At 61.6% G+C, this 14614-nt stretch carries 13 protein-coding genes; 10 read left to right on the top strand and 3 right to left on the bottom strand.

The window, feature by feature from the left end:
* Positions 1-50 precede the first annotated feature (50 nt).
* On the bottom strand, positions 51-1802 hold the full coding sequence (pnpS, locus tag VJ604_RS10510; protein ID WP_324082303.1) for a two-component system histidine kinase PnpS: 1752 nt from the start codon (positions 1800-1802) through the stop codon (positions 51-53).
* Positions 1799-2479, bottom strand: a complete 681-nt coding sequence (locus tag VJ604_RS10505; protein ID WP_324082302.1) for a winged helix-turn-helix domain-containing protein — start codon at positions 2477-2479, stop codon at positions 1799-1801. Before VJ604_RS10505 ends, pnpS begins: the two co-directional genes overlap by 4 nt.
* Before the next feature lie 553 nt (positions 2480-3032).
* Between VJ604_RS10505 and VJ604_RS10500 the strand changes: the two genes are divergently transcribed.
* From VJ604_RS10500 to VJ604_RS10490, 3 genes are all read left to right on the top strand, one after another.
* Positions 3033-4739 (top strand): AMP-binding protein, encoded by a 1707-nt coding sequence (locus VJ604_RS10500; RefSeq protein WP_324082301.1) that lies wholly within the window; start codon positions 3033-3035, stop codon positions 4737-4739.
* A gap of 76 nt (positions 4740-4815) precedes the next feature.
* Positions 4816-6006, top strand: coding sequence for a M24 family metallopeptidase (locus VJ604_RS10495; RefSeq protein WP_324082300.1), 1191 nt, complete (start codon positions 4816-4818; stop codon positions 6004-6006).
* A gap of 218 nt (positions 6007-6224) precedes the next feature.
* Entirely contained in the window at positions 6225-7550 is a 1326-nt protein-coding gene (locus VJ604_RS10490) for a citrate (Si)-synthase (RefSeq protein ID WP_324082299.1), read from the top strand.
* 291 nt (positions 7551-7841) lie between these two features.
* On the opposite strand, the gene amrA is transcribed toward VJ604_RS10490, so the two are convergent.
* Positions 7842-8390, bottom strand: a complete 549-nt coding sequence (gene amrA / locus VJ604_RS10485) for an AmmeMemoRadiSam system protein A (protein WP_324082298.1) — start codon at positions 8388-8390, stop codon at positions 7842-7844.
* A gap of 414 nt (positions 8391-8804) precedes the next feature.
* On the opposite strand from amrA, the gene VJ604_RS10480 reads away from it, so the two are divergent.
* The 7 genes from VJ604_RS10480 (at position 8805) to VJ604_RS10450 (ending at position 14443) form a co-directional block, all read left to right on the top strand.
* Positions 8805-9011, top strand: a complete 207-nt coding sequence (locus VJ604_RS10480) for a hypothetical protein (protein ID WP_324082296.1) — start codon at positions 8805-8807, stop codon at positions 9009-9011.
* A 144-nt stretch (positions 9012-9155) separates the two neighbouring features.
* The gene (gene ndk / locus VJ604_RS10475; RefSeq protein ID WP_324082294.1) at positions 9156-9569 is read left to right on the top strand and encodes a nucleoside-diphosphate kinase; all 414 of its coding nucleotides are present in this window, start codon (positions 9156-9158) and stop codon (positions 9567-9569) included.
* Positions 9570-9627: 58 nt separating this feature from the next.
* Positions 9628-10674, top strand: a complete 1047-nt coding sequence (gene rlmN, locus VJ604_RS10470; RefSeq protein ID WP_324082292.1) for a dual-specificity RNA methyltransferase RlmN — start codon at positions 9628-9630, stop codon at positions 10672-10674.
* Positions 10675-10777: 103 nt separating this feature from the next.
* Complete coding sequence (gene mtnP / locus VJ604_RS10465; RefSeq protein ID WP_324082289.1) at positions 10778-11641, top strand: S-methyl-5'-thioadenosine phosphorylase; 864 nt, start codon at positions 10778-10780, stop codon at positions 11639-11641.
* A gap of 124 nt (positions 11642-11765) precedes the next feature.
* Entirely contained in the window at positions 11766-12683 is a 918-nt protein-coding gene (locus VJ604_RS10460) for a PfkB family carbohydrate kinase (protein ID WP_324082287.1), read from the top strand.
* A gap of 86 nt (positions 12684-12769) precedes the next feature.
* Entirely contained in the window at positions 12770-13516 is a 747-nt protein-coding gene (locus tag VJ604_RS10455; RefSeq protein WP_324082286.1) for a tetratricopeptide repeat protein, read from the top strand.
* 27 nt (positions 13517-13543) lie between these two features.
* Positions 13544-14443: a helix-turn-helix domain-containing protein gene (locus tag VJ604_RS10450; protein ID WP_324082284.1), complete on the top strand. Its 900-nt coding sequence runs from the start codon at positions 13544-13546 to the stop codon at positions 14441-14443.
* Positions 14444-14614: the final 171 nt, after the last annotated feature.

The following is a 14614-nucleotide window of genomic DNA, read 5'->3' as shown; positions in this document are numbered from 1 at the left end:
AAAGAGCAGGGGGGCTGGCACCTGCGGAGCCAGTCCCCATGATCCAGGATCTAAGCCTTGGGGAGGGTGAAGGAAAAGACGGAGCCGACTCCGACGGTGCTCTCGACCGAGATGCTGCCGCCGTGGGCCTGCACGATGTGTTTCACGATGGAGAGGCCGAGGCCGGTGCCGCCCCGCTCGCGGCTGCGGGCCTCGTCCACCCGGTAGAAGCGCTCGAAGAGGCGTGGGAGGTCCTTCTGCGGGATGCCGATACCGCTGTCGCTGACCGAGATCCTGACCATCTGCCCCTCCTCGGCCGCCGACACGGTCACCTTGGCTCCCGGGCTGCTGTACTTCACCGCGTTGTCCAGGAGGTTGATGAGTACCTGGTCGAGCCTCCTGCGGTCGGCGCGCACGGCAAAGGCTGCCACGACGGGGTGGTACTCCATGCTGATCCCCTTCTCCTCGCTCCGTTGCTCCACCAGCATCAGGGCGTGCTTGACGGCCGCTTCCAAAAGCACCTTCTGCGGATCGAGGGCGACGTCGCCCGATTCCAGCTCGGACAGGGCCAAAAGGTCACGGACCAGGCTGGAGAGGCGGTCCGAATGGTTGTGGATGATGGTCAGGAACCGCTCCCGGCGCTCCGGGTCCTCATCGACCGCGCCGGAGAGGAGCGTCTCCGCGTACCCCTTGATAACGGTGACCGGTGTGCGGAGCTCGTGGGAGACGTTGGCGACGAAGTCGCGGCGGATCCTCTCCATCCTCTTCAGGTCGCTGATGTCGTGGAAGACCGCCACCGCTCCGCGCAGGGAGTCCCCTTCCACCAGCGGCACCCAGTGCACCAGGATCGCCTGCTTCTCGGCCAGCGAGATCTCCTGGTGGCGCTCGCTACGCTCCTTGAGCACCTCGCGGCAGGCCGCGTACAGATCGGGGTGGCGGGTGATCTCCAGGAGCTGCTTCCCCATCACCTCGTGGCCGGTCCCCAGCATGGCGCAAAACGCCGGGTTCACCAGGGTGATCACGCCGTTGGCGTCGGTCACCATCACCCCTTCCCCCATCCCGGTCAGAATCGCGTCCAGACGGTTTTTTTCCGACGAGCTCCGTTCGAGTTGCTGTTCGATGCGGTCGGTCATGTCGTTGATGACCTGGGCGAGCCTGCCGAGTTCGTCCGAGCCGGTGACCGGGATGCGGTTGCCGAATTCGCCGCGCCCGATGCGGGAGGCGCGGGCAGCCAAAAGCCTGAGCTGGCGGGAGTTGACGTTGGAGAGGATGTAGGAAAGGATGAGCGAGACCACCACCGCCACCACGAGCCCGGCGGCCAGGCTTTTCTGCAGGCGGGTCCGTGCCCGTTCCAGCTCGGAGAGGGGGAGCGCCAGCCGGATCATGCCACCACCGGTGAAGGGGGCCGCCACGTACATCATCTCCATCCGGAGGGTGGCTGAGTAGCGGAGGGAGGAGCCGAAGCCGTTCTTGAGGGCCTGCTGCACCTCCGGGCGGCGCCAGTGGTTTTCCAGCTTGGGAAGTTCCTCGGCGCTGACCTCCGAGTCCGCCACCACCTCGCCACCCGGGGCGATCACCGTGACCCGGGCGCTGATGGCCTTGGCCAGGGACGCGGTGAGGGCCGGGGCGTCGCGCCTGAGGTCGGCGATCTCCTTGGAGGCCATCAGCGAGGCAACCCGCACCTCGTCCTGCAGGTGGTCGCGGGTGCCGGCTATCATGGATCTCTCCAGGCTGCTCAGGAGGTAGCAGTACAGCCCGATGCCGAGCCCCAGCACCAGGACCAGGTAGGAGGCCATCAGCTTCCAGCGAAAGCTTCCCTTCATGGCTGCTCCATCTTGTAGCCGAAACCCCGGATGGTCTTGATCATCTCCCCCGCCTCACCGAGCTTGGTGCGCAGCCTGGTGATATGGGTGTCGACCGTGCGGGTATCGCCGAAGTAGTTGTAGCCCCATACGCTCTGCAAGAGGGTTTCCCGGCTCTGCACCCGCCCGGCCCGCTGGGCCAGGTTCATCAGGAGCTTGTATTCGGTCGAGGTCAAAAGTACCTCCTCGCCAGAAACGGTCACCATGTGGCGCTCGGTATCGATCACCAACTCCCCCATGGTCAGAATCGAAGCCTTGGGCGCCTGCTCGCCGCTTCGGCGCAGTACGGCGCGCACGCGCAGCATCAGTTCCCGGCTCGAGAAGGGCTTCACCACGTAGTCGTCGGCCCCCACCTCGAACCCTACCACCCGGTCGATCTCTTCCCCCTTGGCGGTCAGCATGATGACCGGTATCGATGCGGTTTCCTCCGACCCCTTCAGCAGTCTGCAGACCTCGGTACCCATGATGCCCGGAAGCATCAGGTCAAGCAGGATCAGGTCGGGCTTGCTGCGCCGCGCCTCGTGGAGACCTGAGGTGCCGTCGCAGGCGAGCAGCGGGTGAAAGCCCTCCTTCTCGAGGTGGAAGACGATCAACTCCCCCAGATCCTTTTCATCTTCAATGACCAGTACCGTTTGCATCGATCGGTTTCCTCAATATTCGCGGATGACGATACGCCAACTTGCTGTAATAGCGATGTAAATAGCAGTGGGTGCCGGCTCCACAGGGGTTGTGGAAAGCCCTGTGGATAACCTGTGAATGTTTACCAAAACTTCTTTCCTGTCGCTCTGATTAACAAAATGCCTAAAAAACAGGCAGCTGCCAATGTCCCACCGACCCGTGATAATCAATCCAACGGGTTGGGCGAGAGGCGAAGAGCCTGTGGAGGGAATCACTTCCAGTCCCGCTGCCAGATATATAGTATAGGGGTTCCCTTTACAAGGAGTAAGTAGCTGGGAAGCAACGGTTCGGTAGGCGCAACGCCCAGTAATGAGCCAGCTTCTTCACCCTGGTGCGCGTGGTGCCCAGGCCGGCCTAAGGCAGTGGGGTCCGTTTGGCCGCCCCAATCATACGTTCGGTACCTCATAAACCTTGACAGAGCGCATGCACCCGTGTTAATGGATAAAACCTTTTATTTCAATGGGTTGTCTATGGCAGACAGATGTTTGAGTAAATCAAACGAGGAGGGGGACCATGTCGCAACAGATTGAGCTTACCGTCGGGGGACTGCTGGACCACATTGCCGAGAAATTTCCCGACAACGAGGCGCTTGTCTACGTCGACCGCGGACTGCGCTACAGCTACCGCGAGTTCAACGAGCGCTGCCGCCTGGTGGCCAAGGGGCTGTTGCGGTTGGGGGTCAAGAAGGGGGACCATCTCTCGATCTGGGCCTACAACGTCCCCGAGTGGGTCGTCCTGCAGTTCGCCACCGCCAAGATCGGCGCCGTGCTGGTCACCGTCAACACCAGCTACAAATCGGCCGAGCTCGAGTACATCCTCAACCAGTCCGACTCCAGCACGCTCTTCCTGGTGGAGAAGTTCAAGGACACCAGCTACCTGCAGACGGTGGCCGAGGTGGTGCCGGAACTTGCCGCAAGCAAGCCCGGTGAACTGGCGAGCGCCAAGCTCCCCTTCCTCAAGAACGTGGTCTTCCTCGGCGAGGGCGAGCCCGCCGGCATGATGAACTTCCAGCGCATCGTGGAACTGGGGGAAGGGGTGTCCGACGCCGAGCTGGCCGCGGTGGAGCAGGGGCTTTCGGTGCACGACGTGATCAACATGCAGTACACCTCGGGGACCACCGGCTTCCCCAAGGGGGTCATGCTCACCCACCACAACGTGGTCAACAACGGCTTCAACATCGGCGAGTGCATGAAGTTCACCGAGAAGGACCGCCTCTGCATCCCGGTCCCCTTCTTCCACTGCTTCGGCTGCGTGCTGGGCGTCATGGCCTGCGTCACCCACGGTACCACCATGGTGCCGGTGGAGATCTTCGACCCCCTCAAGGTGCTGGAGGCGATCGAGAAGGAGCGCTGCACCGCTGTGCACGGGGTACCCACCATGTTCATCGCGGAACTTGAGCACCCGCGCTTCGCCGAGTTCGACCTCACCTCGCTTAGAACCGGCATCATGGCCGGCTCCAACTGCCCGATCGAGGTGATGCGCCGCGTCATCCGCGACATGCACGCGAGCGAGATCACCATCGCCTACGGCCAGACCGAATCCTCGCCGGTCATCACCCAGACCCGCACCGAGGACCCCCTGGAGCTGAAGGTCTCCACCGTCGGCCGGGTGCTCCCCAACGTGGAGCTGAAGATCGTGGACATCGAGACCGGCGCCGAGCTGCCGCCCGGCAAGCAGGGGGAGCTTTGCACCCGCGGCTACCTGGTCATGAAGGGGTACTACAAGATGCCCGAGGAGACCGCCAAGGCGATCGACGCCGACGGCTGGCTGCACACCGGCGACCTGGCGGTGATGGACGAGAACGGCTACTGCAAGATCACCGGCCGCATCAAGAACATGATCATCCGCGGCGGCGAGAACATCTACCCCCGCGAGATAGAGGAGTTCCTCTACACGCACGCCAAGATCTCCGACGTGCAGGTCTACGGCGTCCCCGACCGCAAGTACGGCGAGCAGGTGATGGCCGCCATTGTCCTGAAGGGCGGGGTCACCATGACCGAGGAAGAGGTGAAGGCGTTCTGCCGGGGCAAGATCGCCAACTACAAGATCCCCAAGTACGTCCGCTTCGTCGACTCCTATCCCATGACCGCCAGCGGCAAGATTCAGAAGTTCAAGCTGCGCGAGATGGCCATCCGGGAGCTCCAGCTGGAGGAACCGGGGGGCGAGCCGGCCAAGCAGGTGGCGGGGGAGGCCGCCCTCTCCACGGCTGCCGCCAGTTGACGCGGGGGTGAGAGTAGGCTATCTTTCCTGTTCCCGTCCTGCAAAAAACTCATGAGGACGGTAACAGGAGGGATGCATGCGGCTCACGCCCAAAAACGAGCTCGAATACCGCTTCCGGAAGCTGCAGGCAGAGATGGCCAAGGACTCTCTGGACGCGGTGATCATGGTACAAAACGCCGATCTCTTCTACTTCACCGGCACGGTGCAGACCGGTAACCTCTACGTCCCCCTCTCCGGGGACCCCATCTACCTCGTCAGAAGGGATTACCTGCGGGCTCGCATGGAAAGCGGGCTGGCCACGGTAATCCCTTTTTCTTCGCCCAAGGAACTCCCCGCCCAGGTGGCCGCGCACGGACACCCCGAGCCCAAGAGGATCGGCCTGGAGCTCGACGTCCTGCCGGTCGCCATCTACCAGCGCTTCCAAGCACTCTATCCCAACGCCCAGTTCTTCGACGCATCACCTGCCATCCGCCGGGTCAGGGCGGTCAAGACCCACTACGAGATCCACATCCTGCAAGACGCCGGCAACATGGCGGACAAGGTGTACCGGCGGGCGGCCGAGGTGATCAGGGAGGGGATGAGCGAGCTGGAACTGGCCGCCGAACTGGAGCGCTTCTCACGCCTGCAGGGCCACCAGGGGTACACCAGGATGCGCGCCTTCAACGGCGAACTGAGCATGGGGCAGGTCCTTGCCGGCGCGGATGCCGCCGCCCCCGCCTGCACCAACACCCCGCTTGGCGGGATGGGGCTCACCCCCGCCTTCGGGCACGGGGCGAGCTACAACCGGATAGGGACAAACGAGCCGATCGTGGTGGACATGGGGAGCTGCTTCGACGGTTACCTGGTCGACCAGACCAGGGTCTTCTCGATCGGGAAGCTCTCCGACCGGCTTAGAAAAGGGTACGAGGACATGCTCAAGGTGCAGGGGCTCATGATGGAGCTCGCTGAAGAGCGGCCGAGCTGGGGACGGATCTACGACGAATGCCGGCAACTCGCCGTCAAGCTGGGCTACGGTGACCACTTCATGGGAGGACCCGGCTCCCAGGTCCCCTTCATCGGTCACGGCGTCGGCATTGAGATAGATGAGCATCCCTTCATCGCCAAGGGGTTCCGAGAGGAGACCCTGGAGCCGGGGATGGTGTTCGCCTTCGAGCCGAAGGTCGTTTTCCCGGGGGAGGGGGCGGTGGGGATCGAAAACACATTTTACCTTACCGAGAGCGGACTTAAGCGGCTCACCTTCTCCAGCGAGGAGCTGGTCTGCCTCTGATCCCGAAGAAAATGTAATGCAAAATAGTAAAACGCGATTTTTTTGTATTGAAATCAGACCAAGGCAATGGTATACATTTGAAAACTCTGTGTATACAGTATACTTCCTAACGAACCGGCCAGTTTCGGGTCCGACCGGCACAGGTGTCGAACAGGGTCGCATATCTTTTTTAATCCATCACTGTGTACTCAACCCCAACAGCAAAGGAGATCTGACACATGACGCAATTAAAAGACAAGCTGTTCGAAAAGATCCAAGCTCACCGTCCCCGTATCACCCGCCTGACCAAGGAGTTCGGCTCCGTGATCATCGACAAGGTGGACATCGGTCAGTGCATCGGCGGCGCCAGGGACATCAGGAGCCTGGTGACCGACATCTCCTACCTTGATCCGCAGGAAGGGATCCGCTTCAGGGGTAAAACCATTCCCGAGACCTTCGAGGCACTGCCCAAGGCCAAAGGTTCCGAGTACCCGACCGTCGAGTCCTTCTGGTACTTCCTGCTGACCGGCGAAGTCCCGACCAACGAGCAGGTCGCCGCCGTCGAGGCCGAGTTCAAGACCCGTCAGGTTGTTCCCGAGTACGTCTACCAGGCAGTGCGCGCCCTCCCGAAAGACAGCCACCCGATGGTCATGCTTTCCGTGGGCATCATCGCCATGCAGAAAGACTCCAAGTTCGCCGGCTTCTACAACTCCGGCAAGTTCAACAAGATGGACGCCTGGGAGTACGTGTACGAAGATGCTTCTGACATCGTCGCCCGTATCCCGGTACTGGCCGCCTTCATCTACAACCTGAAATACCGCGGCGACAAGCAGATCGCCATCGACCCGACCCTCGACATGGGCGCCAACTTCGCCCAGATGATCGGCCAGAGCGAGCAGTACAAGGACGTGGCCAGGATGTACTTCATCCTCCACTCCGACCACGAGTCCGGCAACGTGTCCGCCCACACCACCCACCTGGTGCACTCGGCTCTCTCCGACCCGTACTACGCATACTCCGCAGGCCTGAACGGCCTCGCCGGCCCGCTGCACGGCCTGGCCAACCAGGAAGTTCTCGGCTGGATCATGGACTTCCAGAAGAAGCTCAACGGCGCCGAGCCGACCAAAGAGAACGTCACCAAGGCTCTCTGGGATACCCTCAACGCCGGCCAGGTCGTTCCGGGCTACGGCCACGCCGTTCTCCGTAAGACCGACCCGCGCTACACCGCACAGCGCGAGTTCTGCCTGAAGACCCCGGGCCTGAAAGACGATCCGCTGTTCAAGCTGGTCGCCATGATCTTCGAGACCGCCCCGGGCGTCCTCACCGAGCACGGCAAGACCAAGAACCCCTGGCCGAACGTCGACGCACAGTCCGGCGTCATCCAGTGGTACTACGGCCTCAAAGAGTGGGACTTCTACACCGTCCTGTTCGGCGTTGGCCGCGCTCTGGGCTGCATGGCAAACATCACTTGGGACCGCGGCCTCGGCTACGCCATCGAGCGTCCGAAGTCCGTCACCACCGACATGCTCGAGAAGTGGGCTGCCGAAGGTGGCAGGAAGATGTAAAAAGCCCCATCATAGGGACAAAGAAGGGGGCGCCTTTGGGCGCCCCCTTTTTCGTGTGAATTCGCAGAAAACAAACAGCTGCACGCTGCAGCACTTTCGAACTGGCTTCTCATAGACTGTCCTGAACCGTCGAATGGGGGAGCCTGAAGAGGATGGGGTAAGGATGCTTCGACAAGCTCAGCACGAACGGCTAGCTGTCACCGTCACCCTCTGCGCGTGCCGTCCTGGGCTACACGTACAGGTCTGAGCTACACGTACTACCTGAACTGGTTGCGGGCTGGGATTTCACCTTCAGGGCGCTTCCCCGAAAACGTCGGCGGTGAAGACGTAGATATCGGCCCCTTCCTTCCAGTCGTCACGCTTGAGGCCTGCCTTGAGCGCTGTCTGGTTCAGGAAGGTCTCCGTGCTCCACCCCTGTTCGATGGCCACCTGGGGGAGCAGAACGCCCCGGGCGAAGTTCTTCTCCAGGTAGAGGCCGTGGGTGCCCACCTCCACCTCCTCGGGGGAGGAGATCCTGGTGAGCGGCGACAGGAGCGAGATCTCGAGGGCGAAGTTGGCGAGGTCCTCCTCCTTCATCGGGTAGAAGCGGGGGTCGCGGATGGCCGCCGACGCTGCCATCTGCTGCACCACCTGGTACAGCGGCCGGTCCGAGTTGAGGTTGCCGATGCACCCTCTAACCGCGCCGTCGCACTTGATGGTCACGAAACATCCCCGCGGCTCCAAAAGGGCAGGGGTGTTGATCTCGCGCACGGGTACCTTTCCCGTGCGTACGGCAACCACGATGGCCTCTCGGGCCAGGTCGAGAAGGGTTTGTCTATCTTCGGTGCTGAGCGGATCCACGGCTCCTCCTGGGAAGGTGAATGGTCAGTAGTGATTGATTGGCCTAAAGTAATATATTCCCGGCCGTTTTACAAGAATTAACAGGAGCTAACCGTGTTACCGGCTGCTCCTTTTTTTACCGCAGGCTTCCCTTCGGCCACTTTCCAGGGTCCGAAAGGCTGTGCTGAGCGGGAATGGAGCGGAGTGCTGCGCGGCGAGGAAAGTTTCGCAGGTTCAACAGTTTGCCGGTCGCGTAGCTTCCTCGTCCCGTCCCCAAAATTAGTAGAAGAGTGTTCTAAGGAAAATATTGGTTACCTTGCTTTAAAAACTGTTGACATTTGCAGGAATGCTAGTATATTCGCCATTTGTTGCGACACAAAAAACCATGCGCTTTGCGCAGTAATGGTAAATCCAAAAAAAGGGGTGATAACGTCAATGAAAAAACTGATCTCTTTAGCTCTCTGCCTGTCCCTGGCTCTGGTCTTCGCTGCTGGCTGCAAGAAGAAAGAAGAAGCTCCGGCTCCCGCCGCTGAGCAGGCTGCTCCGGCTGCTCCGGCTGCTCCGGCCCAGGCTCCGATGTCTTCCGCTAAGGCTGCTCCGGCTGCTCCTGCAGCTCCGGCCGCTCCGGCTGAGAAGAAGTAATTCGAAGCAGGGTGCGCCCTGTTTCAAAAAGCCCACAGAGCGATCTGTGGGCTTTTTTAGTGTCTGCGCTACCCATTTACCTTGACAACTGGCGAGCGGCAATGCTATTTGAAGAGGTCGACCAATACAATGAGGGAGGAAGTCATGGAAAGAACGTTCGCAATTATCAAGCCTGATGCAGTGGAAAGAAACGTGTCCGGCAAGGTGCTGGCAATGATAGAGGAAGGCGGCTTCAAAATCGTAGGGATGAAGAAGATCCGTCTCTCCAAGTGCCAGGCAGAAGGCTTCTACTACGTGCACAAAGAGCGTCCGTTCTTCGGCGACCTCTGCACCTTCATGTCCCGCGGCCCGGTCATCGTGCTGTGCCTCGAGAAAGAGAACGCCATCGCCGACTGGCGCAAGCTGATGGGCGCCACCAACCCGGCCAACGCCGAGGAAGGCACCATCCGTAAAAGCCTCGGCGTCAGCATCGAGGAGAACACCGTGCACGGCTCCGACGCCCCGGAGACCGCAGCCTTCGAAATCCCCTACTTCTTCAGCCAGCTCGAACTGGTCTAGTGCCGGACAAGTGAGGTAAACAAGAGCCCTTCGCGAGAAGGGCTTTTTTTGTACAGGTATGGAAAAAACCGACGTAAAGAATCTCACCCTGGAAGGGCTCGAGAATTTCATCGCAGGACTTGGCAAGGAGCGCTTCCGCGCCAAGCAGATCTTCAAGTGGCTCTACCAGATGGATGCGCGGAGCTTTGCCGAGATGACCAACGTCTCCAAGGAGTTCCGCTCACAACTGGAGGAGATCGCCCTCATCAGCAACTTCGATCCGGAAGCGGTGGAGGCCTCCGAGGACGGCACCAGGAAGTACCTGTTCCGTCTCGCCGACGGCAGCGCCGTGGAAAGCGTGCTGATCCCGGACGAGGGGCGAAACACGCTCTGCATCTCCAGCCAGGTCGGCTGCGCCATGGGGTGCGCCTTCTGCCTGACCGGCACCTTCGGGCTGTCGCGCAACCTGACCACCGCCGAGATCGTCAACCAGGTCTGCGCGGTGAAGCGGGAACAGCCGGTGAGCAACATCGTCTTCATGGGGATGGGGGAGCCGCTCGCCAACCTCTCCGCCGTCATCCCGGCCGTGAAGATCCTGACCGATCCCGACGGCTTCCAGTTCTCCACCCGCAAGGTGACCGTTTCCACCTCGGGTCTGGTGCCGGAGATGGCCGAACTGGGTCGCGGCGCCACCGTGAACCTGGCGGTCTCCCTGAACGCCACCACCGACGAGGTCCGTGAAAAGATCATGCCGGTGAACCGGGCCTACCCGCTGAAGGATCTTTTGGCGGCCTGCAAGGCGTTCCCGCTCCCTTCCCGGCGCTGGATCACCATCGAGTACGTGATGATCAGGGACCTGAACGACACCCTGGAGGACGCCAAGAGGCTGGTGCGGCTGATCAGCAACATCCCCTCCAAGGTCAACCTGATCCCCTTCAACGAGCACGAGGGGTGCGAGTTCAAAAGCCCGCCCCAAGAGACCATCGACCGTTTCCACAAGTACCTGTTGGACAAGAACGTGACGGTGATCACCCGCTCCAGCCGTGGAGGCGACATCTCCGCCGCCTGCGGGCAGCTGAAGGGGAGACTGGACCAGCAGGCGGGGAAAACAGACGGTGAAGAGTGAATGGTGAAAGGTGATAATCTAGCAGCAATTTTCAGTTAGCGGGAGGTCAGGGTGACCTATTCACCTTTCACCCTTCACCTTTCACCGCCTTTAGGAGGGGCAGATGACCAATGAGATAATCGGAGTTATCGGAGGGAGCGGGCTGTACGAGATGGAAGGGATGACCGATGTCCAGCAGATCATGGTGGACACCCCCTTCGGCCGCCCGAGCGACGAGTACGTGACCGGCACCCTGGACGGCGTGCGCATGATCTTCCTCCCCCGTCACGGCAAGGGGCACCGCTTCACCCCCAGCGAGGTCAATTACCGGGCCAACATCTACGGCATGAAGAAACTGGGGGCCAGCAGGGTCATCTCGGTTTCCGCCGTGGGGAGCCTCCGCGAGGAGATCGCCCCGGGTCACATCGTGGTGCCGGACCAGTTCATCGACCGCACCCGCGGCTTCCGCAAGGACTCCTTCTTCGGCAACGGCGTGGTGGGCCACGTCCAGTTCGCCGATCCCGTCTGTGCCGATCTCTCGGCCACTCTCTTCGAAGCAGCCCAGGAGGCGGGCGCCACCGTCCACCGCGGCGGGAGCTACGTCTGCATGGAGGGGCCTGCCTTCTCCACCCGCGCCGAGTCCCATCTCTACCGCTCCTTCGGCGCTTCCATCATCGGCATGACCAACCTGACCGAGGCGAAGCTCGCCCGCGAGGCGGAACTTTGCTACGGGGTCATCGCGCTCTCCACCGATTACGACTGCTGGCACGAGTCCCACGACGACGTCTCGGTGGACGCCATCATCGCCATCATCAAGTCCAACGTGGCCATGGCCAAGAAGATCATCCGTGGCGCCGTCGCCAAGCTCTCCCAGGAGAAGGGATGCGCCTGTTCCGAGGCTCTCAAGTACGCCATCATCAGCGACACCTCGGTGATCCCGGTGGAAACCCGGGAGAATCTGGAACTGATCATCGGCAAGTACCTGTAAGAAAGCCATCCTCACCCTGGCCCTCCCCTTGAAGGGGAGGGGACGTATCGCTGCTGTCTCTGTTGGAATTAGCTTTCTTTTAGGATCTGGTTCCTGTACAATCTGGTTTTTTCGGGAGGTTTCAATGAGCATTCTGGTCGTCGGTTCGGTCGCACTTGATTCAGTGGAGACTCCCTTCGGCAAGCGCGAGCGCGTCCTGGGCGGCTCCGCCACCTACTTTTCCACCTCTGCCAGCTTCTTCACCGATGTGAACCTGGTTGCGGTGGTGGGGGAGGACTTTCCCGAGGAGCACACCCGTTTCCTCTCCTCCCGCAACATCGACCTCACCGGCCTCTCCAGGGTCCCCGGCGAGACCTTCCACTGGAAAGGGTGCTACGGCTACGACCTCAACGAGGCCCAGACGCTGGAGACGCACCTGAACGTCTTCGAGACTTTCCGGCCGGTGATCCCGGAGTCCTACGCGGATACCGAATACCTCATCCTCGCCAACATCGATCCCGAGCTGCAGATGGAGGTCCTCAACCAGGTGAGGAACCCGAAGGTGATCGCCTGCGACACCATGAACTTCTGGATCTCCTCCAAACCGGAGGCGCTCAAGGAGGTCATCCGCCGGGTCGACTTCTTCATCATCAACGAGGGTGAGGCCCGCCAGCTCTCCGGCGAGGTCAACCTGATCCGCGCGGCCAGAAAGATCATCGGCATGGGGGTGAAAAACCTCATCGTCAAGCGGGGTGAGTACGGCGTGCTGATGTTCAACGGCCATTCCACCTTCGCGGCCCCGGCCTTCCCGCTGGAGGAGGTATTCGATCCGACCGGCGCCGGCGACACCTTCGCCGGGGGCTTCATGGGGTATCTGGCCAACACCGGCAACCTGAGCGAGGAGGGGATTCGCCAGGCGGTGATCTTCGGCTCGGTGATGGCCTCCTTCAACGTGGAGGCCTTCAGCCTGGACCGTCTCAAGTCCCTGACCTATCCCGAGATCGAGGCGCGCTACCGCAGCTTCAAGCAGATGACCCACTTCGAAGGGGTCGGCGAACCCTGATGCCGACGCCGTCCCCTCATTGACAAGACAGTGTTGATCTGTTAATTTTTCCGCGTAGTCATTTCGCGATGTTGCAGGTGAGGTGTATGGTTCGAAGGCTGCTTCTCATCTTGGCTGTTCCGCTTGTTATCTCTTCCGGATGCGCCCTCAGCAAGGCCCAGAAGAACCGCGCCCTCTACCACTACCAGATGGGGCAGTCCTTCTACGCCGAGAACAACTTCACCAGCGCGCTGCAGGAGTTCTCGGAGGCGGAGAAACTGACCCCAAAGGACCCGGTCCTCTTGAACGACCTGGGGCTCACCTATTTCCGCAAGGGTCGCTATGATCTCGCCGAGGGGAAATACCTGAAGGCGATCGACCTGAAGCCGGACTACTCCGAGGCCCGCAACAACCTGGGGGTCACCTACCTGGAGATGAAGCGCTGGGACGACGCCATCGCCCAGTTCAAGATCGTGCAGAACGACATTTTCTACACGAGCCAGGACAGCGCCGCCATCAATCTGGGGCTTGGCTACCTGGGCAAGGGGGAATACCCGGAGGCGCTCAGGGTGCTGAGAGGGGCGGTAGCGAAGAACCCCAACGATCCCCGCGGCAGGCTGAACCTCGGTCGCGTCTACTTCGCGATGGACAAGACCGAACTGGCGATCGAGCAGTACCAAAAGGCGCTGGCGCTCAACAACTCCTACGCCGCCGCCCATTACAACCTGGGGCTGGCGCTTATGAAGCAGAAGCAGAACCGGGCGGCCCGGGACGCCTTCAAGGAAGTGGTGCGCATCGCTCCCGACTCGGAGATGGGGCAGCTCTCCAGGGAATACCTGGACCTGCTGAAGTGAGGCGACGTGGCTGAGCCAGAAAATGACATGGCGAATGTGCCGGTTGGCCAGTACCTGAAGGGGGTTCGCCAGGCGCGCGGGCTCGAACTGGACGAGGCCAGCCGGGTTACCAAGATCGGCAAGAACTACCTGCAGGCGATCGAGGCGGGCGAGTTCGAGAAACTCCCCAGCGCCGCCTACATCAAGGGTTTCCTGCGCCTGTATGCCGAGTTCCTGTCGCTCTCCGGCGACGAGGTGGTGGCCCGCTACCAGAACTCGCTTCCCAAGGCCCCGCAGGTGGCGCCAAGCACGCAACGAGTCGGCGCAGGGAGGGTAGCCCCTTCCAAAACCGGCAGTCCCAGCAGATGGGTGATTCCGGTGGTGCTGCTGGCCCTGGTGGTCGTGGCAGCCATCTTCTTTTCCCCGGAAAGCGACCAGAAGCCGGCCCGCCAGGCGCAGCCGGTGCCGCCGCCTCCCGCCGCGCAGCCCGCTCCGGCTCCGGCCGTCGCCGTGCAGCCGCAGCATAGCTCGGCCACCGCCGCCGCCCCGGCTCCTGCCCCGGCAAGCGCCCCCGCCCCGGCGACTGCCTCGGCCCCTGCCACTGCTCCCGCTCAGGCAACGCCACCTGCCCCGGCCACCGCACCCCCGCAGGCAGCCGCCCCGGCCAAGGCCACTACTCCCGCCGTTCCCGCCGCGCAGAACAAACCGGGTGGCGTGGTGCTCAGACTCCGCTTCACCAAGGACAGCTGGCTCAGTATCACCATCGACGGGAGTATCTCCCAGCGCTACGACCTTCGCGCCGGCGATATCATCGAGTGGAAGGGGAGCAAGTCGTTCGTGGTCGATGTCGGCGACGGCGGCGCGGTGGACGGTGAGTTCAACGGCCGCCCGCTCAAAGCGCTGGGCGAGACGGGCAGGCCCGCCCACGTGGAGCTGAAGGGGAGCTGATCCGGCAAGAAAAACGGCGCGAATGCCGCTTGGGAGCGGGTTCCCCCTTGACAGTCGCCATTCTAATGCTAGAATCTGTGTGTCTTTTTTAATAATAATGTCGGAGCAAGCATTTTGACAAAGCAGCCCAAACGGATACTGGTGGTCGACGACGAGGAAAACGCCCGCCTC

This window comes from Geomonas sp. (assembly GCF_035254065.1).
Lineage (GTDB): Bacteria > Desulfobacterota > Desulfuromonadia > Geobacterales > Geobacteraceae > Geomonas.
The sequence above is the reverse complement of the archived record's forward strand: the minus strand, read 5'-3'. Positions and strand labels throughout refer to the sequence as shown.